The organism is Peribacillus sp. NPDC096622 (genome assembly GCF_044762665.1).
Classification (GTDB): Bacteria; Bacillota; Bacilli; order Bacillales; family DSM-1321; genus Peribacillus; species Peribacillus frigoritolerans_B.
In genome coordinates, this window is sequence record NZ_JBIWES010000002.1 from 300,035 (window position 1) to 320,772 (window position 20,738).

General features: G+C 41.9%; 19 protein-coding genes and 1 riboswitch. Of the genes, 17 read left to right on the forward strand and 2 right to left on the reverse strand.

What is annotated here, in order from left to right:
* Positions 1 to 413 precede the first annotated feature (413 nt).
* The 6 genes from flaG (at position 414) to ACIQYG_RS04845 (ending at position 4,783) form a co-directional block, all read left to right on the forward strand.
* Positions 414 to 776, forward strand: coding sequence for a flagellar protein FlaG (gene flaG / locus ACIQYG_RS04820; RefSeq protein ID WP_402835855.1), 363 nt, complete (start codon positions 414 to 416; stop codon positions 774 to 776).
* A gap of 14 nt (positions 777 to 790) precedes the next feature.
* Positions 791 to 2,302, forward strand: coding sequence for a flagellar hook-associated protein 2 (locus ACIQYG_RS04825; protein ID WP_402835857.1), 1,512 nt, complete (start codon positions 791 to 793; stop codon positions 2,300 to 2,302).
* Between the two features lie 24 nt (positions 2,303 to 2,326).
* On the forward strand, positions 2,327 to 2,728 hold the full coding sequence (fliS, locus tag ACIQYG_RS04830) for a flagellar export chaperone FliS (protein WP_402835859.1): 402 nt from the start codon (positions 2,327 to 2,329) through the stop codon (positions 2,726 to 2,728).
* Positions 2,728 to 3,072 (forward strand): flagellar protein FliT, encoded by a 345-nt coding sequence (gene fliT, locus ACIQYG_RS04835; RefSeq protein WP_402835861.1) that lies wholly within the window; start codon positions 2,728 to 2,730, stop codon positions 3,070 to 3,072. Before fliS ends, fliT begins: the two co-directional genes overlap by 1 nt.
* A gap of 252 nt (positions 3,073 to 3,324) precedes the next feature.
* Positions 3,325 to 3,882 carry a ribosome hibernation-promoting factor, HPF/YfiA family gene (gene hpf, locus ACIQYG_RS04840; RefSeq protein WP_402835863.1) on the forward strand — a complete coding sequence of 186 codons (558 nt, stop codon included), beginning with the start codon at positions 3,325 to 3,327 and terminating at the stop codon, positions 3,880 to 3,882.
* A gap of 644 nt (positions 3,883 to 4,526) precedes the next feature.
* Positions 4,527 to 4,612: riboswitch (cyclic di-GMP riboswitch) on the forward strand.
* A 30-nt stretch (positions 4,613 to 4,642) separates the two neighbouring features.
* Positions 4,643 to 4,783, forward strand: a complete 141-nt coding sequence (locus ACIQYG_RS04845; RefSeq protein ID WP_402835865.1) for an anti-repressor SinI family protein — start codon at positions 4,643 to 4,645, stop codon at positions 4,781 to 4,783.
* A gap of 149 nt (positions 4,784 to 4,932) precedes the next feature.
* On the opposite strand, the gene ACIQYG_RS04850 is transcribed toward ACIQYG_RS04845, so the two are convergent.
* Positions 4,933 to 5,256 (reverse strand): helix-turn-helix domain-containing protein, encoded by a 324-nt coding sequence (locus ACIQYG_RS04850; protein ID WP_061141195.1) that lies wholly within the window; start codon positions 5,254 to 5,256, stop codon positions 4,933 to 4,935.
* A gap of 421 nt (positions 5,257 to 5,677) precedes the next feature.
* Here ACIQYG_RS04850 and secA point away from each other — a divergent pair, with 421 nt between their 5' ends.
* The 9 genes from secA (at position 5,678) to ACIQYG_RS04895 (ending at position 17,164) form a co-directional block, all read left to right on the forward strand.
* Positions 5,678 to 8,191 carry a preprotein translocase subunit SecA gene (secA, locus tag ACIQYG_RS04855; protein ID WP_402835868.1) on the forward strand — a complete coding sequence of 838 codons (2,514 nt, stop codon included), beginning with the start codon at positions 5,678 to 5,680 and terminating at the stop codon, positions 8,189 to 8,191.
* 152 nt (positions 8,192 to 8,343) lie between these two features.
* Positions 8,344 to 9,442, forward strand: a protein-coding gene (gene prfB / locus ACIQYG_RS04860) for a peptide chain release factor 2 (RefSeq protein WP_402835870.1) whose coding sequence is annotated in 2 segments (ribosomal slippage) — positions 8,344 to 8,406 and positions 8,408 to 9,442 — 1,098 coding nt in all. Because the reading frame shifts where the segments join, the coding sequence is not laid out codon by codon here.
* A gap of 153 nt (positions 9,443 to 9,595) precedes the next feature.
* Positions 9,596 to 10,459, forward strand: coding sequence for a YitT family protein (locus ACIQYG_RS04865; protein WP_402835872.1), 864 nt, complete (start codon positions 9,596 to 9,598; stop codon positions 10,457 to 10,459).
* A gap of 49 nt (positions 10,460 to 10,508) precedes the next feature.
* Positions 10,509 to 10,850, forward strand: a complete 342-nt coding sequence (gene cccB / locus ACIQYG_RS04870) for a cytochrome c551 (protein ID WP_402835874.1) — start codon at positions 10,509 to 10,511, stop codon at positions 10,848 to 10,850.
* A 292-nt stretch (positions 10,851 to 11,142) separates the two neighbouring features.
* The gene (ftsE, locus tag ACIQYG_RS04875) at positions 11,143 to 11,829 is read left to right on the forward strand and encodes a cell division ATP-binding protein FtsE (RefSeq protein WP_061141190.1); all 687 of its coding nucleotides are present in this window, start codon (positions 11,143 to 11,145) and stop codon (positions 11,827 to 11,829) included.
* Entirely contained in the window at positions 11,819 to 12,712 is an 894-nt protein-coding gene (ftsX, locus tag ACIQYG_RS04880) for a permease-like cell division protein FtsX (RefSeq protein WP_402835876.1), read from the forward strand. Before ftsE ends, ftsX begins: the two co-directional genes overlap by 11 nt.
* 93 nt (positions 12,713 to 12,805) lie before the next feature.
* Complete coding sequence (locus tag ACIQYG_RS04885) at positions 12,806 to 14,200, forward strand: murein hydrolase activator EnvC family protein (protein WP_402835878.1); 1,395 nt, start codon at positions 12,806 to 12,808, stop codon at positions 14,198 to 14,200.
* A 141-nt stretch (positions 14,201 to 14,341) separates the two neighbouring features.
* Positions 14,342 to 15,766 (forward strand): S41 family peptidase, encoded by a 1,425-nt coding sequence (locus tag ACIQYG_RS04890; RefSeq protein ID WP_402835880.1) that lies wholly within the window; start codon positions 14,342 to 14,344, stop codon positions 15,764 to 15,766.
* Between the two features lie 204 nt (positions 15,767 to 15,970).
* Positions 15,971 to 17,164, forward strand: a complete 1,194-nt coding sequence (locus ACIQYG_RS04895) for a PDZ domain-containing protein (RefSeq protein WP_402835882.1) — start codon at positions 15,971 to 15,973, stop codon at positions 17,162 to 17,164.
* Between the two features lie 72 nt (positions 17,165 to 17,236).
* Here the strand turns inward: ACIQYG_RS04895 and ACIQYG_RS04900 are convergent, their stop codons facing one another.
* Positions 17,237 to 18,226 carry an ABC transporter substrate-binding protein gene (locus ACIQYG_RS04900; protein WP_402835884.1) on the reverse strand — a complete coding sequence of 330 codons (990 nt, stop codon included), beginning with the start codon at positions 18,224 to 18,226 and terminating at the stop codon, positions 17,237 to 17,239.
* Positions 18,227 to 18,416: 190 nt separating this feature from the next.
* Here ACIQYG_RS04900 and ACIQYG_RS04905 point away from each other — a divergent pair, with 190 nt between their 5' ends.
* Positions 18,417 to 19,421: a FecCD family ABC transporter permease gene (locus tag ACIQYG_RS04905; RefSeq protein ID WP_402835886.1), complete on the forward strand. Its 1,005-nt coding sequence runs from the start codon at positions 18,417 to 18,419 to the stop codon at positions 19,419 to 19,421.
* Positions 19,418 to 20,473: a FecCD family ABC transporter permease gene (locus ACIQYG_RS04910; protein WP_034309915.1), complete on the forward strand. Its 1,056-nt coding sequence runs from the start codon at positions 19,418 to 19,420 to the stop codon at positions 20,471 to 20,473. The genes ACIQYG_RS04905 and ACIQYG_RS04910 overlap by 4 nt, the downstream gene beginning before the upstream one ends.
* Positions 20,474 to 20,738: the final 265 nt, after the last annotated feature.

Genomic DNA, 20,738 nt, shown 5'->3' on the forward strand with positions numbered 1-20,738 from the left:
GAAAGCGAGTGCCTGGAGTGGAAGTGAACGGTCACAGTATAAACCCTAAAAAAACGTGTGGGCAATTGGGGGTCCATCTTAGATTTCTGGAGATCTGATTGGAACGCAAGGTACGAGACTCCTGCGGGAGATATGTGTCTAAGGGAGACTCCGCATGGTCCAATGGTGCCGAGGAGGCTCCCGGGATCGCCCACGAAAGCGAGCGCCCTACGTTCCAATCAACGGTCAAAATTTAAAATCCGAAAAAAACTGCAGACTCCAGATATTTTTCTGGAGTTTTTTTTGTAGAATCCCTTTTATAGCAAAGGATCATTAATGAATGTCTGCAGTTGAAACCAAAATCAAACCTTCACACTAAATATAAAACTGTAAGAACCGATATAAAAAGTAAAGACGTATTGGGGGCTATTTAGATGCTGGAGAGTTTGTCCACGAATATTCTTTCCTCACAACTTAGAACAGCAATCTCGGAAGGAATCAGTTCATATTATCAGCGGGAAATGAATACGCTTGCCTATTCGGAGCAAAGTGTGGAATCTACTGATGTGCCTTCAAAAGAAAAGGTGCAGGAAATAGTGGATAGTTTGAACACCTTCCTGAATCCGACACATACGGCGGTTCGTTTTGAATTTCACGAGAAGCTGAATGAGTATTACGTCAAGGTAGTGGATGATGTAACAGATGAGACGATCAGGGAAATTCCCCCGAAGAAGTTATTGGACATCTATGCGGCAATGACGGAGTTTGTCGGCATAATGGTGGATGAAAAAATATAAGCGGGTGATCAATTTTGGTACGAATCAGCGGTTTAGCAAGCGGGATGGACATTGATGAATTAGTTAAGAGCATGATGCAGGCGGAACGGGTGCCATTGGATAAACTGACACAGAAAAAGCAGTATTCCGAGTGGCAGCGGGATGATTACCGTTCGATAAATACAGCTTTATCAGAATTGGATACGCTCATTCGTGATGGAGTTGGAAAGCAGTCTTCCTTCATTAAAAAGAAGGTGACGGTATCGAATCCAGATGCTGTATCAGTGAGAAATGTGAATTCGACCAGTGATTTTTCCGGGAATATAAAAGTGAATGGACTTGCCAAAGCAGCAACCATGACAAGTACGGAAAAATCAGCTGTTACCGATCCAAAAAAGAAACTATCGGAATTGGGAATCACGACACCTCAAGATATTACGATATTGGCCATCAATAAGGATGGCGGTTTTGATACGGAAGTAAAAGATGGAGCAACAGTGGAAAAACCGTACACACTTACCCTAAATGCGGACGATACGTTAGAGAGTGTCATAAATAAAATTAATGCTAACTCGGGCGTGACTCTATTTTTCGATGAAACGTCCCAGAAATTTTCCATTACTGCTAAAAACACAGGTGATGTAAAAGATCGGCCTGAAATTGAATTAGGGGGTACCGGAGATTTCTTCAATGTGCTAAAAATGAGCAGTAACAATGAAGGGACTGGCGGCACAATAGGGGAAAATGCATCGATTACTTATAATGGACTGGGCATTTCCCGGCCTTCGAATACGTTTCAGATTAATGGAGCGGAAATAACAGTAAAGCAAAAAACGGCGGATACAGTCACATTCTCATCAACAGCTGATGTGGATGCCATCCTGGATACGATTACTCAGTTTGTGAATAAATACAATGAAGTCATTAAAAAGGTTCAAGATAAAACGGGTAAAGCGAAATATCGCTCCTTTACCCCGCTTACCGCTGAGCAAAAAAAGGCAATGACAGAGGATGAAGTGAAGCTGTGGGAAGAAAAAGCGAAGAGCGGAACGTTAAAAAGCGATTCGACATTAAAAAGTCTCCTGACGACTATGAGGTCATCCCTATACACTTCGGTGGATGGGATCACTGGAAAAAACAATCTCAGCAGTTTGGGAATCACCACCACCAAAAATTATTTGGAGGGCGGTAAATTAACGATTGATGAGGACAAGCTCCGGGCAGCCATTAGTGAGGATCCGAATGCGATATATGATATGTTCATGGCCAATGGGTCGGAAAAGAGTGACAAAGGCCTCGCGCGACGGTTAAGGGACGATATAGAATCATCCATGAATGCGATTACTGAAAAAGCCGGGAAGGCCGGATATGTTAATAACAATTTTACAATCGGGAAATTGGTTGATGGGCTGGATAAGAAGATTTCAACATTTGAAGCCAAGTTAACGAAATTGGAATCGCGTTACTACAGCCAATTCACGGCGATGGAAAAAGCGATACAAAAGGCAAACAGCCAAAGTGCATCGTTAGCTTCTTATTTTAGTTAAGGTAAGTCGGAAAGGAAGTTAAATATGGCGGTAAATAATCCATATCAATCGTACCAGCAAAATTCAGTCAATACAGCATCACCGGGAGAGCTTACATTAATGCTTTATAATGGCTGCCTAAAGTTCATCATGCTTGGGAAGAAAGCCATTGAGGCAGGAAATATCGAAGCGAAGAATACGAACATCATCAAGGCGCAAAATATTATCCGCGAATTGATGGTGACGCTGAATATGGATGCGGATGTATCCAAAGATATGATGAGCCTGTATGATTTCATGAACCGGCGTCTGATCGAAGCGAATATGAAAAATGATGTTTCTGCTTTGGAAGAAGTGGAAGGACTTGTTACGGAGTTCCGGAATACTTGGAAGGAAGTAATTCAGATCAACCGGAAAAAACAGTTCACCCAAAGCGGTCAAGTGTGATGGTGATTAGAACCTTTCATGATTTGACTGCTGAATTGCTTGCGGTTCTGGAAGATCGCACGATTACAGAACGTGATGATAAAATAGAAAGGGTCACAAAGCTGATTGAACAGCGAGATGGACTTCTTCCTCAAATCAAACCGCCGTTTACTGGTGAAGAGCAGCAGCTGGGACGTGCATTACTGTTGCTCAACCAACAGGTCGATCACTTGCTGAAGCTCCAAAAGCAGGAGATACAGCGGGATATCCAGGAAATAAATAAGAAGAAACGATCATCCAATAAATACACGAACCCGTATGAAAGTCTATCAGTGGATGGCATGTTCTATGATAAAAGAAATTGATTCCCTTACCATTTGGATTCCAAACGGTTTTCATGTTAATTGTTTTTAAATTTTCTGTAAATAAAGTGGGCTTAATTTTTTCTTTCTAGCATAGCATTTGATATAATGAAGCTAGGGCAGACATCAACCCTTTCCAAACCTTCCGACAATTGTTTCATTATTTCGACATATTTCATGATGTGTTTCTAAAAGGAACCGGAGGGGTATTGTAGAATCTAACTGTATAGTCTTAATTTAAGGAGGACTCACTTTATGAATTACAACGTACGCGGTGAAAACATTGAGGTAACTCCAGCAATTCGAGAATACGTCGAAAAGAAAATTGGCAAGTTAGAACGATATTTTAACAATACACCAGATGCAAATGTGTTAGTCAATTTAAAAGTGAACAATAATACATCAAAGGTCGAAGTGACGATTCCCATGCAGAATTTGGTTCTTCGAGCTGAAGAGGAAAATGCGGATATGTATGCTGCCATTGACTTGATCAATGATAAGCTTGAACGCCAAATTCGTAAACATAAAACGAAGGTCAATCGCAAGTTCCGAAACAATCTATCGACTACACCGGATGCATTCGCCTTCAATACGGAAGTTGACGAAGTGTTGGATGAATTCGAAGACGATAATGATATTGAAGTGGTCCGCAATAAGCGCTTTGATTTAAAGCCAATGGACAGTGAAGAAGCGATTTTACAAATGAATATGCTTGGTCACAGTTTCTTCGTTTACACGAATGCGGATACTAATACAACAAACGTAGTGTACCGCCGAAAAGATGGACGCTATGGATTGATTGAACCTAGTTAATTATTATTCTAAGATCAAAAGCACAGCCCAGCCTCTGGGTTGTGCTTTTTAAATGCATGTTGATAGAATCCGTTTGAAAAGTAAAAAAATGATTGCTTCTTTTTTCTCTGAAAAACCCAAAAGTTCATTTAAAAGAACAAAATTTGTTCATTATTAAGATAAATAGTTAATTTTACCTATTCAAATACCCCTTTCTTTTGCACTATACTCGAATTGTTAGTTCTTTAAAGAGAACGACTGGTTATTTATAAAAAACAATTTGATCAAGGTGCAGAGGGGTTGGATTATTTGTATCGAAAGAATTGCCATACTTGCCATAGGGCTTCTTTTAGCAGTGCGGAATATGGAAAGTGGCTTTGCCCGACCTGCGGTGGGGACTTAACTGCGCAAAAAGCCCTCGATGCATTTACAATTGAGAGAATCAATACACCACAACGAAGTATTAAGATGAGCAATATTTGCTCTTATATGAAAAAAAGAGATTGAATCCTACAAAATCACTTGGAATTAGAATTTTCCCAATATTGTAATATTTTGTCGGATGAAAGTTTTTGCATTTATGTGGATTACCGACATAAAATAGCAATATATGGAGTGTCTATCCGTTATAATATGAATATAGGTAATGTATTTGGTAATAAATACCACGACAAAGGCAAACTCATTGAAAAATAAGGGCGCAAAGGCACAGGTCTAAGGTCCTGGTGACTATGATGGCTGGTCTGCCTGAAATACAAGAGTATTTTAGGAGGTAGAAGAGGTGGCTAATGTGGAAATGGATCAAGAATGGGTGAAATTGATTTCTGAAGCAAGGAGCTTGGGTTTCAAAAAAGAGGAAATCAGTGCTTTTTTTAAAAGGGAAAGCCTTGAGGCAACATTTGAGGAGAACGATGGAAAATAGGTTCCGAACAAATTTGAGAACATCCCTATAAACAGTGGTTCGCTTCATTTACTGTTTATAGGGTTCATTCTTCCTTGAGATTCTTGTGAGCCTAGCTTATTCAAACTGTATTCTTCAGGATTATGTAGGTAAACTAGTGCACTGCCACTCTACTCTTCTTTATCTTTTCTCCATTTATTAAACTCGATGAACTCCCTGAATTGTTGTTTAGAAACACCCGAATTCATGGCTTCCTCAACGATTTTCATCCAGTCATTGTCCAAGGTTTCCTTATTTGGTGCATCGTAAAGCAGGGCATCAACAGGGATATTAAGTACGGCGGAGATTTTTTCAAGAAATTGAATAGAAGGATTCGTTTGTAAGTTCCGCTCGAGCGAACTTAAATAAGACTTTGCCACACCGGCTTTATCGGCAAGTTCAGTCATTGACATTTTCTTTTCTTCTCGCAGTTTTTTTACACGTTCACCAATCATCAATACCACCTCGAAACATGTTCTATTTATCTTCCGCTAATAAGTTTCGGCAAGCCCACCTTATCATTCAAAACATGACGCCTGTAAGGTTGGATTACCTTGACATGCTATCTCTAGAGAGGAAACAGCATCTAGTGATGGAAGGTTATGGATAATTCCCATTTGCATATGGAGATAGTGGGGAGTTTGCAACATATGTTTTATACTTCCTCCTATTTTAACAGTTTTACTCCTCATTTATCCATTGTTTTTCGCAAGAATTGAATTCCGGTCTATACCAGGGAAGTGACATGAAGTTGTACCTCTATGATAGAAGTGGTAAAATTAAGCGTGCATTAGTAATAATAGAAGGTGTGTTTCTTCTTACTTATATGAATTTTGTCATTGAACGATCATTACCATAATAGAGGAGCGTTATTGAATGCTTAATATATTAAATAAAGTTTTTGATCCGAATAAGCGAGAAATCAAACGTTTAGAAAAAATCGCCGATCAGGTCGAAGCGCTGGCTGATGAGACTGCTGCGCTATCGGATGAACAGTTGCGTGCCAAAACGGATGAGTTTAAAGAGCGTTATCAAAATGGGGAAACCGTTGATGATTTGCTTGTCGAGGCTTTTGCGGTTGCGCGTGAAGGGGCAAAGCGTGCTCTGGGCTTATATCCTTACCGTGTTCAAATCATGGGTGGGGCATCCCTTCATGATGGAAATATCTCCGAGATGAAAACAGGGGAAGGTAAAACCTTAACATCCACAATGCCGGTTTATTTAAACGCGATTACCGGTAAAGGTGTACATGTCGTTACTGTCAATGAATACTTGGCACACCGTGATGCCACCGAGATGGGTGTATTGTATGATTTCCTCGGTTTGACCGTGGGATTGAATTTGAACAGTCATTCTAAAGAAGAAAAGCAGGCGGCGTACAATGCCGACATTACGTACAGTACGAATAATGAGTTAGGTTTTGATTATCTTCGTGACAATATGGTGTTATATAAAGAACAAATGGTACAGCGTCCGCTGCACTTCGCGGTCATCGATGAGGTCGATTCGATTTTGATTGATGAGGCGAGAACGCCATTGATCATCTCCGGTTCGGCACAAAAATCGGCTCAGCTTTACATCCAGGCCAATGCGTTTGTGAAAACCTTAAAAAAAGAAACGGACTACACATATGATGAAAAGACAAAAGGTGTTCAGCTGACGGAAGATGGGATGAATCGAGCTGAAAGAGCGTTTAATATCGATAATTTATTCGATATTAGTCACGTTACTTTGAATCATCATATCAATCAGGCGTTAAAGGCTCATGTTTCCATGCATTTGGATGTGGATTATGTTGTCCAGGAAGGCGAGATAGTCATCGTTGACCAATTCACTGGCCGTTTGATGAAAGGCCGCCGTTACAGTGAAGGTCTCCACCAGGCGATCGAAGCGAAAGAAGGACTTGAAATCCAAAATGAAAGCATGACTCTTGCGACGATTACATTCCAGAACTATTTCAGGATGTATGAAAAACTTTCAGGTATGACCGGTACAGCCAAAACGGAAGAAGAGGAATTCCGCAATATTTATAATATGAATGTCATTGCAATCCCGACAAACAGGAATATCATTAGGGATGACAGGGCAGATCTTATATACGCGACAACTGATGGGAAATTCAAGGCTGTTGTGGAAGACATCGCCGAACGTTATACAAAGGGTCAGCCTGTGCTTGTCGGTACGGTTGCCATCGAAACATCTGAAGTCATATCTGCCTATTTATCCAAAAAAGGAATCCCTCATGATGTTTTGAATGCCAAGAACCATGAGCGTGAAGCGGAAATCATTGCGAATGCAGGTAATCAAGGCTCAGTTACGATCGCTACGAACATGGCAGGACGCGGTACGGACATCAAGCTTGGTGAAGGTGTCAAGGAGCTTGGGGGCCTTGCTGTAATCGGCACGGAACGTCATGAAAGCAGGCGTATAGATAACCAGCTGCGTGGTCGGTCCGGCCGTCAGGGAGATCCAGGGGTCACTCAATTCTATTTATCAATGGAAGATGAATTGATGCGCCGCTTCGGTTCGGATAACATGAAAAACATGATGGCGCGCCTTGGTATGGATGATTCCCAGCCAATTCAAAGTAAAATGGTGACGAGGGCCGTTGAATCCGCACAGAAACGGGTCGAAGGCAATAACTTCGATTCACGTAAGCAATTACTGCAGTATGATGATGTTCTCCGTCAACAACGGGAAATTATCTATAAACAGCGTTTCGATGTCATGGAAAGTGAAAACTTACGTGAAATCGTCGAAACGATGATTACGGCATCCATCCAGCGAAATGTAGTCGCGTTTGCACCAATGGGCGATGAGGAAGGCTGGAATTTACAAGGCCTTGTCGATTACCTGAATGGTAACCTATTCAATGAAGGTTCAATCACTGTAGCTGATTTGGACGGGAAAAACGAATCGGAATTGGTTGAGTTCATTTTAGCAAAAGTGAAAGAAGGCTATGACCAAAAAGAAGAAGAACTATCTGAAGAACAAATGCGTGAATTCGAAAAAGTAATCGTTCTTCGTGCAGTCGATAGTAAGTGGATGGACCATATTGATGCAATGGAGCAATTGCGTCAAGGGATCCACCTTCGTGCATATGGCCAGATCGATCCGCTTCGTGAATATCAATCTGAAGGTTTCGCAATGTTTGAAGCCATGATTGCTTCAATGGAAGATGAAGTCGCCAAATACATCATGAAGGCTGAAATTCGTAACAATTTGGAACGTAAGGAAGTCATAAAAGGACAAGCGGTCAATCCGAAGGAAGAAGACGGGGGAAAAGTGAAAAAAGCCCCTGCCCGTAAAAAAGAAAATGTTGGAAGAAACGCGTTATGCCCATGCGGAAGCGGTAAAAAATATAAGAATTGCCATGGCAGTTTAGGCTAAAGTTAGGTGTATAATGAATATGGGACGGTTAAGTCTAAGGCTTGCCGCCTCTTTTCATGTTTAGTTTGCATATAGTTTGAAGAGGTTTATTTGTAATGAAGGGAATCCCTCTTCAGGGATTTTTTTTAACATACTTAATGAGGTGAAGAGAAATGGAATTAGCAGAAATAAGAAATGAACTTGAACGGACAGCGCAACGATTAACGGACTTTAGGGGGTCTCTTTGACTTAGATGAAAAAGAGGCACGAATCGCACAGCTTGAAAATGAGATGACACATCCCGATTTTTGGAATGATCAACAAAAAGCACAAACTGTCATCAATGAAACGAATGCTTTGAAAGAACAAGTCAATCGATTGTCCGAACTGAATGAATCATATGAAAATCTGGATTTGACATATGAATTAGTGAAAGAGGAGAATGATCAAGAGCTTTTGGCTGAGCTGGAAGAAGAAATCACGGTTCTTGCACAAAAGATGAATGACTTTGAACTTCAACTTTTACTAAGTGAAGAATATGACTCGAAAAATGCCATTCTTGAATTGCATCCTGGTGCAGGCGGAACTGAGTCCCAGGATTGGGGTTCCATGCTGTTGCGCATGTATACAAGATGGGGTGAAAAAAGAGGCTTTAAAGTGGAAACCCTTGATTACCTTCCAGGTGATGAAGCTGGAATCAAGAGTGTCACTTTAATCATCAAAGGCCATAACGCCTATGGTTATTTAAAAGCGGAAAAAGGGGTACACCGTCTTGTCCGTATTTCTCCTTTCGATTCCTCAGGGAGACGCCACACTTCATTCGTTTCATGTGAAGTCATGCCGGAATTCGATGAGACCATCAATATAGAAGTACGTACGGAAGATTTGAAAATCGATACGTACCGGGCAAGTGGTGCAGGTGGTCAGCATATCAATACAACGGACTCGGCGGTCCGGATCACCCATATACCTACGAACACCGTGGTAACGTGCCAAAACGAGAGATCTCAAATCAAAAACAAGGCCCAGGCCATGAATATGCTGAAAGCCAAATTATATCAACGTGAAATTGAACAGCAACAAGCGGAATTGGATGAAATCCGCGGTGAGCAAAAGGAAATTGGCTGGGGAAGCCAAATTCGTTCTTATGTTTTCCATCCGTATTCCATGGTTAAAGATCACCGTACTGGTGCGGAGACCGGAAACTTGGGAGCTGTCATGGATGGGGATATCGATATGTTCATTGATGCGTACTTGCGTTCAAAACTATAAGCTCAGCCAGTCGGACCGTTTTTCCCGGTCCGGCTTTTTTTATGATTTCCTTTTTAACGAATCTTGGCTGACATTTACAGGATTGAAAAGGGATGCTCTGCCTCGTTCGGCCAATACTAGATAATAATGATGGTTCGAGGAGACTTATGCAAAATGAAGAGAAGATATCGGGAGCAGAGGCACCCTTTCATTCAAAAGTTAACGGAGTATGGACTGGTGATTGTCGGTTCGTCCATAATTGCCATTGGTTTTAATGTATTTTTACTGCCTAACCAGGTCGCATCCGGAGGGGTCAGCGGGATTAGCACGATTCTCGATTCAACTCTCGGTTGGGAGCCGGCTTACGTTCTTTGGGGTTTTAATATCCCTTTGTTCATTGCGGGGCTTATTATCCTCGGAAGGCATTTCGGAGCCAAAAGCCTGATTGGAACCTTGTTTCTACCTTTAGTGGTATTTCTGACAAAGGATTGGGATGCATGGACGAATGATGCATTGCTTGGTTCCATTTGCGGGGGTATGATGGTCGGGCTTGGGCTGGGGATCGTCTTTCGCGGCAAGGGTTCCACGGGGGGTACCGATTTGGCGGCACAGATTTTCCATAAGTATACCCATCTGTCATTGGGGACCTGTGTGGCTATCATTGATGGAATCATCGTTTTAAGTGCTGCCATCGTTTTTGATATTGAAAAAGGGCTTTATGCATTGATTGGATTGTATGTGACAAGCAAGACGATCGACCTCGTCCAGATTGGATTGAACCGTTCGAAGATGTCACTAATCATCACGAATAAAGAAATGGAAGTAAGGGATGCTATCATACATGAGCTGGACCGGGGTGTAACAGGCATATCCGGGTATGGCGGCTATACGGATGATACTCGTCCAATTTTGATGTGCGTAATAGATCAGTCGGAATTCACCAAATTGAAACAATTGGTGAAACTCGTTGACCCTAAAGCGTTTGTAATTGTAATGGACGCATCGGAGGTACTTGGGGAGGGTTTTAAACTGGATTGAAATTGGTATAATGTTCTTGTGCTGGTATAAATCAGAGGGGGTAAATTCAATGAAAATGAAGTGGTTAGCATTAGTTCTGGGTACTTCTTTGGCCTTGGCTGCATGCGGTGGGAACGATGATGCTGCAGATAAAGAGCCTGCAAGTGAAAATAATGAAACGACTACGGCAGGTGCCGGTGATGCCGCAAAAATTTATGAAAACAAATGTTCAAGCTGCCATGCAGTGAATCTTGAAGGCGGCGTGGGACCGAACTTAACGAAGGTCGGATCTAAGCTTTCAAAAGAAGACATTGAACAAGTCATTGCGAATGGTCAAGGTGGAATGCCGAAAGAAATAATCAAGGGCAAGGAAGCGAGCATGGTCGCTGAATGGCTTGCTGGACATAAATAATGATTAATGAAACGTCCTGCTTAGCGGGACGTTTCATTTGGCCTCCTTTAAACCCTCGAAACAACTACGGTCACTCCCTTTATCAAGCAATCAAATCCTGGAATTATTACATAGATGTTGATATATGTCTAACTGAAATGAAACTGTAATATTTTTTATGCTTAATTTGACAAAATATGATGTTATAATGTTTCTGTGCTCAAGTAAGAGAGATTCCTGTCAGATTTCAGTGAAAATTGTCGAAAAGCTGTAGATACATAGTTATAATCCAAGCAAATTAGGTGGTTTTAGAATGATAGAAATGATAGATGTGAAAAAGACATACCCAAATGGCGTAATTGCCATTAATGGAATCAATGTGAAAATAAAGCCAGGCGAGTTCGTTTATGTAGTGGGTCCGAGCGGTGCCGGAAAATCGACCTTCATCAAAATGATGTATAGGGAAGAAAAGCCTACAAGCGGTAATATCTTGGTCAATGGTCTTAGCCTGCCAAGTATCCGCAATTCGAAAGTTCCTCTATTCCGCCGTAATATCGGTATGGTATTCCAAGATTTTAAACTCCTTCAAACATTCACTGCATATGAAAATGTTGCTTTTGCCATGGAAGTTATTGAAAAGGAACCAGAAGAAATCAAAAAGAGAGTCATGGAAGTCCTTGATCTGGTTGGCATTAAACATAAAGCGAGAATGCTGCCTTCCGAGTTATCTGGTGGGGAACAGCAAAGGGTTGCAATAGCCCGTTCGATCGTCAATGATCCCAAGGTAGTCATAGCCGACGAGCCTACAGGTAATCTTGATCCCGAAACATCATGGGAAATCATGAACATATTTGAAGAAATTAATAAACGCGGAACTACACTTGTCATGGCCACACATAATAGGGACATCGTCAACAATATTAAGCGACGTGTCATTGCCATTGAAAGTGGAAAAATAGTTCGCGATGAACATCGAGGTGATTACGGATATGAAATTTAGAACATTGCTCCGTCACTTCCGTGAAAGTTTTAAAAATATTGGCCGTAATGGTTGGATGACGTTTGCTTCAGTCAGTGCAGTAACGGTCACTCTAACTTTGGTTGGCGTCTTTTTAGTGCTCATGATGAATTTAAATCATATCGCGGGAAATGTGGAGAAAGATGTCGAAGTTCGTGCACATATTGATAATGCGGCGAATGATGACGATATAAAAGCTATAGGTAAGCAAATTACGGAGATAAACGGCATTGAATCAGTGATTTTCTCTCCAAAAGATGAAGAGCTTACTAATTTAATAGATGATTTAGGAGATAATGGTGAGGCTTTTAAACCATTTGAACAGGATAACCCATTAAGGGACGTTTATGTCATCAAAACGAAATCTCCGCAAGATGTCATCAAGGTGGCAAAAAAAATCGAAGGTATGGAATATATCCAAAGTGTTAAATATGGACAAGGCTACGTCGAGAAACTATTCAGCTTTGTTAATATTGCTAGAAACATAGGGATCGTTCTTATTGTAGGCTTACTATTTACTGCAATGTTCCTGATTTCGAATACGATTAAAATTACCATTGTAGCAAGAAGAAAAGAAATTGAGATCATGAGATTGGTAGGAGCAACGAATACATTCATCCGTTGGCCATTCTTCTTGGAAGGACTTTGGTTGGGAGTCCTCGGTTCCATCATTCCGATAGGTCTGATTGCAATACTCTACTATAATCTTTATAAATATGCAGCACCGCAGATTACGTTCAAATTCATAGATTTCTTGCCTGCAAATCCGTTTATTTATCAAGTTTCGGCCATCCTCATCATAATTGGTGCCGTTATCGGGATATGGGGCAGCTTGATGTCCGTCAGGAAGTTCTTGAAAGTATAAAAGTGTATCTTTAATAAAAGCCAAAAGAAACCAGACATAAATAGAGAGACGTTACAAGGCACGGATGTAACGGGTTGAAAGGGGAAATGAAACGTGAAAAAAAATATCATTGCCATGAATGCCTCCATCATGATCGGGTTGGGAAGCATTCTAGCGGCACCTTCGGTTTATGCTGAGTCGATTTCGGATTTAGAAAAACAGAAAGAATCCATCCAGGAAAAACGTTCAGGAGTTGAATCGAATATTTCTGAAACGGAAAAGAAAATCGATAACCTGCAGGACAAGCAAATGACAGCAGAAGACCAAATCGCTGCCATTGAAGCGAAAATCGCAGAGTCCGCAAAAAAAATCGATGCTAAAAATGCTGAAATTACACAAACGAAAAAAGAAATCGAGGCATTGAAAGAAGAGATTAAAGTATTAAAAGAGCGGATCGCCAAACGTAATGAAGTATTGAAGGAAAGGGCACTTTCTTTCCAGGAGACTGGCGGGGACGTGAACTACCTTGAAGTATTATTCGGATCATCCAGTTTTGGGGATTTAGTTGACCGTGTCGGAGCTGTAGCGACAATCGCTGAAGCCGACCGAGATATTTTAAAGCAGCATGAGCTAGATAAAAAGGATTTGGAAGAAAAGCAAAAAGCCGTTGAAACGAAGCTTGCCAGTTTAGAAGTGGCAAAAGCTGAACTATTGGAAATTCAAAAGCAACAAAAACAGCAGAAGCAAGAAAAGGATGCATTGGTTAAGAAATTAAAGCAACAAACTGAAAAGCATGAACATGAGAAGATGGGTCTAGAGGAAGAAAAAGCGAATCTTGCTGCTCAAGAAAAAGCTATCAAATCAGCCATCAGCTTAGAACATCAACGTCTTGCAGAATTGGAAGCGGCTCGTAAAAAAGCGGCAGCCGAAGCGAAAAAACGTGCAGAGCAAGAAGCGGCACAAGCGGCTGCACAAGCGGCTGCACAAGCAGCATCACAAGCATCCGAATCAAAAAAACAATCCACTTCTTCAGGATATAGTGCAAAAAGCAACAGTTCATCATCATCTTCACCCGTTTCGTCTAATGTAAGTCAAGCGCCAGCTGTATCATCGGGTACTTTCACTAGACCTAGTGCAGGATATGTATCTTCAACAATGGGTGAACGTTGGAATAAACAGCATGCCGGCATCGATATCGCTGCTAGCGGAACGGTTCCAATTGTAGCTGCAGCCGACGGAGTCGTAAGCCGTTCTTACTTCTCAAGTTCATACGGTAACGTTATCTTCGTTACCCATTCGATCGGCGGTCAGCAATGGACTACTGTGTATGCACACTTAAGTTCTAGACAAGCAAGCGAAGGTGCGGTAGTTGCCAAAGGTCAACAAATCGGCATCATGGGTAACACAGGACATTCATACGGTCAGCATTTACACTTTGAGCTACATAAAGGCCCATGGAATTATAGCAAGTCAAATGCCGTTAATCCATTAAACTATATACCTAATTAATACCCAATATATCAAATGAAAAACAGATCAGGATAAATTCCTGGTCTGTTTTTTTATGTGGTGTCACCATTTTTTATAAGCATATTCTTACCATTCCCCTCATATAGTGAAATACATATCAGGTCAGAAATGGGGATAAATATGGTCAAAAAATGGGTACTTCCTCTAGCAATCATCATGTCACTAGCCATTGGAGCAGTGGGGGGCATATATTGGACAAGCCTTCCGGCCAAGAATGAAGCAAAGGATGAAAGCCAAGAAATATCGAAGGATAAGGAATGGGCAAAAGTGGAACAAGCTTACGGTTTGATCGTAAGTCAGTATGTAGAACAGGTGGACGGCTCCAACCTGGTGGAGGGTGCCATCCAAGGCATGCTGTCAGCGCTGAAAGATCCTTATTCCGTATATATGGACAAGGAGACCGCTAAGCAATTCAATGAAACCCTGGATTCCTCTTTTGAAGGGATCGGGACTGAAATCGGGATGGAGGATGGTAAGGTCATAATTGTTTCTCCTTACAAAGACTCGCCTGCAGAAAAAGCTGGATTAAAGCCGAAAGATCAAATCCTTAAGGTGAATGGTGAAAGTGTAGAAGGTTTGGATCTGTATGAAACGCGCCTGAAAATCCGCGGCGAAAAAGGGTCACCCGTCAAAATGGAAATAAAACGGGCAGGGATTGATAATCCACTTGAATTTAATATGGTGCGTGCCGAAATTCCATTGGATACCGTATTTTCATCAATTAAGGAAGTCGCCGGAGAACAAATCGGTTATATCGAGTTGACCACATTCTCGGAAAATACTGCAAGTGATTTCAAAAAGCAGATGAAGGAGCTGGAAAAGAAAGGAATCAAGGGCTTGGTCATAGATGTACGCGGCAATCCAGGCGGCCTTCTTTCCAGTGTGGAAACGATTCTTGGAGAGTTTATTACAAAAGACAAGCCCTATTTGCAAATTGCAGAAAGAACGGGGGAAACTCAATCGTTTTTCACAAGCCTTAAGAAAGCGAAAAGTTATCCCATTGCCGTCTTGACGGATAAAGGCAGCGCCTCAGCCTCGGAAATCCTGGCTGGCGCCATGCAAGAGGCGGGAGGCTATCCATTGGTTGGCGAGAAGACCTTCGGGAAAGGCACAGTACAGCAAGCTGTACCAATGGGTGATGGCAGTAAGATTAAACTTACGTTATATAAATGGCTGACTCCTTCAGGGAACTGGATCCATAAAAAAGGGATCGAACCGACGATCAAAGTCAAACAACCGGAGTATTTTGATGCCCATCAGCTTGCCATTGAGAAGGTATTGGAGCGGGATATGAATGATGAACAAATCCAGTATGCCCAAAGCATTTTGAAAGGACTTGGATTTGAACCGGGTCGTGAGGATGGATATTATGATTGGAGTACAGAAATTGCAGTAAAGGCATTCCAAAAACAATTTGGCCTCGAAGTGACTGGAAAGCTGGATGCTAAAACCGCAGCACATCTGGAATCCGCCATTCTGGAAAAGATCCAGGATGAAGATAATGATATCCAGTTACGCACGGCTTTGAATTATTTAGTGAAATAACTTGTTGGCACCGTTCCCCTTGGAACGGTGCCACTTTTGCATTCGATAGTTCCCCGCTTGCTAACATGAAGGGAGTATAGAAGATAAAGCTACTTTTTCTGCATCTTAATAGGCATGAAGGCTACATTTTTGATAGAATAGGAGGTAACTGACCAGAACGAAATTTGACAAAACTTGATTACTTTTGAGGATGGTGGAAAGAAATTGACAACGGATTGGCTGATTGCATGCTTAATTGGATTAGGAAAACTTTTCCTTCATCCTTTGCTTTATGTTTCGATTGCCTATTGTTTATTCATCGGCTATCTTCGCGTTAAACGGGAACGCCATGATTTTAATACGAAGATCTACAGTTTTTCCATGGAGCTGCGTTCCATGTTACCTCAAGGGTTAATATGGGGCATGATCCTTTCCTTGCTCACGCTGGCTACCGGACTCGCCATTCCTTTGGCGGCACTGTCCATCATGGCTGTGGTTACGGTTTTGTCCATGCTATCCATGAAAAAGAGGTTCGTTTCCCCCGTTTATACAATGGGTCTCACATTCTTTATCCTTTTCTTTTTATATGATAGAGATGTCGAGCTGACGTTATTTCAGGATGCCTTTAATCAGCTGGATCGGTCCATATATCCGACACTTGTTATTTTAATGGGATTATTACTGATTGCTGAAGGGTTTTTAATTGTTACTAATGGAAGTAAAAAGGTCTCTCCTCAATTGGAGGTATCCAAGAGGGGGCAGCCGATAGGTGTGTATGTTTCACAGAGAATCTGGTTAATTCCCATGTTCGTTATGATTCCTGGAGGACAACTTCCAGCGCCTTTCGAATGGTATCCGGTTTTTTCAATCGGGGACATGTCCCTGTCACCGATCGTACTGCCCATTTTAATCGGCTTTAAGCAAAAAGTTCATGGGACGCTCCCGGAACTGGCCATTAGGGCGCAAGGCAAAAAGGTAGGGGCATTGGGAATTGTGATTACGGTATTGGCGGCAGTTGGTTACTGGTACCCTCCATTGGCGATCATAACGGCTGTTTTAGCAATCCTTGGCCGTGAATTCCTGCATCATTCCCAAAAGGCAATGGATCGAAAGCTTCCTTTTTATTTTTCAAAAAGTAAGCTTGGTGTCCAGATCTTAGGCGTTATCCCTCAATCTCCGGCAGATAAAATGGGGTTGCTTAAAGGCGAGGTCATTTCGAAAATAAATGGGGTCGTCGTCAGGGAAGAAGAAGAGTTATATAGGGCGCTACAAATAAACCGGGCACATTGCAAGCTTGAGGTCATCGATAATAATGAACAGATTCGTTTTGTGCAAAGAGCTCTATTTGACGGGGAGCATTACGAATTGGGCCTCTTGTTCGTTGACGATCAATTGAAGGAAAGCGGACAAGTGGGTTAATGACATAAGCATAAAAATAAAAGGCCTTTCTCGTATTATTCGAGAAAGGCCTTTTTCAATGGAATCGTGTTATTACTTTTCAAGCATGATCTTTTCTAGATCGTCCAGCATTTTATTAGCTGCAATTACTCCGCCAGCTGTATTCCATGTTGCGTCGCTAACCTCATGGGCATTTCCGTTTTTGACTGCATCAAGGTTTTTCCAAAGTGGATCATTAGTCCATTCTTTTGCTGTGCTTAGGGCTTGTTTGTCCCCTTCAGGAGCGTATGTGAAGTAGAAGAGAATATCTCCATCCATTTTAGGGATGACTTCTTTTCCAACCTCAATGGCAAGGTTGCCTAATTTATTATCTGCAGTGAATAGTTCCTTCTGTTGTTCTGCACGTTTAAATCCTAATTGATCGAAAATCACTCCAGAGAATGAATCCGTGTAATAAATACGAGTAGTTCCAGCCATGAAACGAACAATGGAAACTTCTTGATTTACTTTATCACCCAATTTGGCTTTAAGATCTTCTGTATGTTTATCGAATTCTGCAATTACATCGTTACCTTTTTCTTCAAGGTTCATTGCTTTTGCATATAGTTTAAAGTTTTCTTTCCAATCTCCTCTTAGCGTTTCCGAAAAAACGGTAGGTGCGATTGCATTTAATTTATCATAAACCGCTTCTTGGCGTATCTTGCTTCCGATAATCAAGTCAGGTTTCAGTGATGCGATTTTCTCTATGTTAACTTCATGTTCAACACCAACGACTTCTACCCCATCCATATCATCTTTAATATGGTCGTACCAAGGGTCACCAAGCCATGATTGAACGGCACCAACAGGTTTAATTCCTAAAGCAAGCAATGCTTCAGTGCCTTCATTTGTTAAAACGACCACTCTTTTAGGCGTTTCTTTCAACTTGGCAGTGCCCATGGCATGCTCAATTGTGTAGCTTTTCTCTTCTTTCTTGTCTTCAGCTTTATTTCCATCGGCCTTTTCATCCGAATTCCCGCAAGCTGCTAGAAGGAAGACTGCAAATATTGTAAAAATCGTTAATAATGACTTAAATCTAAACATCTATGTACCCCTCCCAATTTTTCAGCAAATGATAATCATTCGCACTTAACAGCATCATCATAAAATGAATATAGTTTTCTGTCAATATATAATTGAAAATGATTCTCAAATTCGTTGACATAATCCTGTTTACGCCAGTACAATTGAATTAAATAATGATATACAAACGTGATTGGAAAGGTAACTGGATATGTTATTAAAAAATTCATGGCAGAAATGGATGGGGCTGTTCATTACCATTCTTTTGCTGCTGTTTTTACTGTGCTCAAGCATTGTATACGGTTATACAGATACAACATGGAAAATGGCCATCGATGCTTTTACCGATTTCAATGGGACGAATGAACACATTGTCATTCAATCAGTCAGACTACCGCGTGCCCTGATCGCTTCGGCCATCGGTGCTAGTTTGGCCATCTCGGGGGTTTTGATGCAAACGCTAACTAAAAATCCCCTGGCTTCCCCAGATATCTTCGGAGTCAACGCCGGGGCGGGATTGGCGGTTGTCACCGGTGTCACCGTTTTTGGGATAAGCAATCTTCAAGTATTCACATGGCTGTCATTCATAGGGGCGGCCATAGCAGCGATAAGCATATATATGATTGGAAGCATGGGACGCGGCGGCTTGACACCGATGAAGCTGACATTGGCCGGTGCGGCCATGACGGCCATGGTAGCTTCACTTACACAAGGTCTTCTTGTTTCTAATGAGGCTCTTTTAGAGCAAGTCCTATTCTGGCTTGCCGGATCCGTTTCCGGTAGAAGCCTGGACAATTTAGTTGCCGTCCTGCCTTATCTTGTCGCAGGCTGGGGACTTGCCTTGATCATGTCCGGTAAAATGAATGTGTTATCAATGGGTGAAGACGTTGCAAAAGGTCTTGGACTGAATATAGTATTCCTTAAACTGGTCCTGGGGCTGGCAATCATCCTGCTCTCTGGCGGATCAGTAGCGGTTGCGGGTCCGATTGGCTTTATAGGAATCGTCGTTCCGCATCTTACCCGTTCTATAGTAGGCATCGATCATCGCTGGTTGATTCCCTTCTCTGGACTTTTCGGGGCGGTGCTTTTGATTGCAGCCGATGTCATATCCAGGTATATCCTGATGCCTCGAGAAGTTCCGGTTGGAGTCATGACAGCCATAATCGGGACCCCATTCTTTATTTATATAGCTAGAAAGGGGTTCAGCGGTCGATGAAGTCATATAAGAGTTTTCGTTTGTTTAATGAAAAAATATCATTCTTGATGGATAAAAAAGCCATGATCGTGATTTTCATATTATTTTTAGTCACTTCACTAGTGTTTGTTATCAGTACTGGAGTGGGTGAGATGAATATAAATCCGCTAAGTGTCCTCCAGGTCTTTATTGGAGGGGGGACGGAGAGCGATCGGCTCATTATCCAATCTTTCCGCCTGCCTAGAATAATTGTTGCCCTGTTGGTAGGGATGGGCCTTGCTGTAGCTGGGGGAATCCTTCAAGGGATGATTCGAAATCCACTTGCTTCGCCTGATATCCTGGGGATAACGGGAGGAGCGACTGTAGCGGTGGTTGGATTCTTGGCCATTTTTAGCGATAAGAACCATTCTTTAACAGTGAGCATCAATTGGCTGCCGTTAGCTGCATTCATTGGGGCGACAGTCGTAGCCTTACTTGTTTATTCCTTAGCCTGGAAAAATGGAGTTCCCCCGATCAGGCTTGTGTTGATCGGGATTGGGGTGATGGCTTTAATGAAGGCACTCACTACGATGATGATGATTCTTGGCCCAGTCTTTCAAGCGAGCCAGGCAAACCTTTGGATCACGGGGTCAGTGTCTACGTCCACCTGGAATAATATAGCTGTATTGGCACCATGGACGATTCTTTTCCTGTTAATCGCCTTCCTGTATGCTAGAAATATTAATTTACAGGAGCTAGGCGATGACCTGGCAACGGGACTTGGGGGGCATGTCCAAAAACAGCGGTTTACATTATTGATGATCAGTACGGCCTTGATTGGCGGTTCCACAGCTTTTGCTGGGGGAATTGGATTTGTGGGATTAATGGCGCCACACATGGCCAGAAGGCTGGTTGGTTCTAGTTTTGGAGTGTTACTGCCCACTTCAGCTTTGCTTGGCGGCATCCTGGTTATGGTGGCGGATTTGATTGGACGGACCTTATTCTCACCTTTGGAAATACCGGCTGGTGTCTTCACAGCGAGTATCGGGGCCCCATACTTCATTTATTTACTATATAAAACGAGGAATTCGTAAATCCGGTAAATGAAGAAAGAAGGAGTGGATTCTCGTATTCCTAAACCCCTTAAAACCATATAATTATAGCCCATATTTTTTTGCTCTCTTCAATTGTTTGGCTCATTGGGAGAATGTCATATGCATTGCGAATGAAGGGGTGTTTTAACAAAATGATAGTGGAATCAATAACCGCCGGACTAATCATGTTCAGGAATCATTTGGCCAAAGCAACATTCAAACTATATCTAAACTTTAAAAGAAGCAGCCATCCTAGGGATGGCTG

Bases quoted from the DNA above. Each gene is read 5' to 3' on its own strand.
- flaG (WP_402835855.1), top strand. From the start codon at position 414: ATGCTGGAGAGTTTGTCCACGAATATTCTTTCCTCACAACTTAGAACA.
- ftsE (WP_061141190.1), top strand. From the start codon at position 11,143: ATGATAGAAATGATAGATGTGAAAAAGACATACCCAAATGGCGTAATT.
- ftsX (WP_402835876.1), top strand. From the start codon at position 11,819: ATGAAATTTAGAACATTGCTCCGTCACTTCCGTGAAAGTTTTAAAAAT.
- fliT (WP_402835861.1), top strand. From the start codon at position 2,728: ATGGTGATTAGAACCTTTCATGATTTGACTGCTGAATTGCTTGCGGTT.
- ACIQYG_RS04900 (WP_402835884.1), bottom strand. From the start codon at position 18,226: ATGTTTAGATTTAAGTCATTATTAACGATTTTTACAATATTTGCAGTC.
- fliS (WP_402835859.1), top strand. From the start codon at position 2,327: ATGGCGGTAAATAATCCATATCAATCGTACCAGCAAAATTCAGTCAAT.
- ACIQYG_RS04890 (WP_402835880.1), top strand. From the start codon at position 14,342: ATGGTCAAAAAATGGGTACTTCCTCTAGCAATCATCATGTCACTAGCC.
- ACIQYG_RS04865 (WP_402835872.1), top strand. From the start codon at position 9,596: ATGAAGAGAAGATATCGGGAGCAGAGGCACCCTTTCATTCAAAAGTTA.
- secA (WP_402835868.1), top strand. From the start codon at position 5,678: ATGCTTAATATATTAAATAAAGTTTTTGATCCGAATAAGCGAGAAATC.
- hpf (WP_402835863.1), top strand. From the start codon at position 3,325: ATGAATTACAACGTACGCGGTGAAAACATTGAGGTAACTCCAGCAATT.
- cccB (WP_402835874.1), top strand. From the start codon at position 10,509: ATGAAAATGAAGTGGTTAGCATTAGTTCTGGGTACTTCTTTGGCCTTG.
- ACIQYG_RS04905 (WP_402835886.1), top strand. From the start codon at position 18,417: ATGTTATTAAAAAATTCATGGCAGAAATGGATGGGGCTGTTCATTACC.
- ACIQYG_RS04850 (WP_061141195.1), bottom strand. From the start codon at position 5,256: ATGATTGGTGAACGTGTAAAAAAACTGCGAGAAGAAAAGAAAATGTCA.
- ACIQYG_RS04910 (WP_034309915.1), top strand. From the start codon at position 19,418: ATGAAGTCATATAAGAGTTTTCGTTTGTTTAATGAAAAAATATCATTC.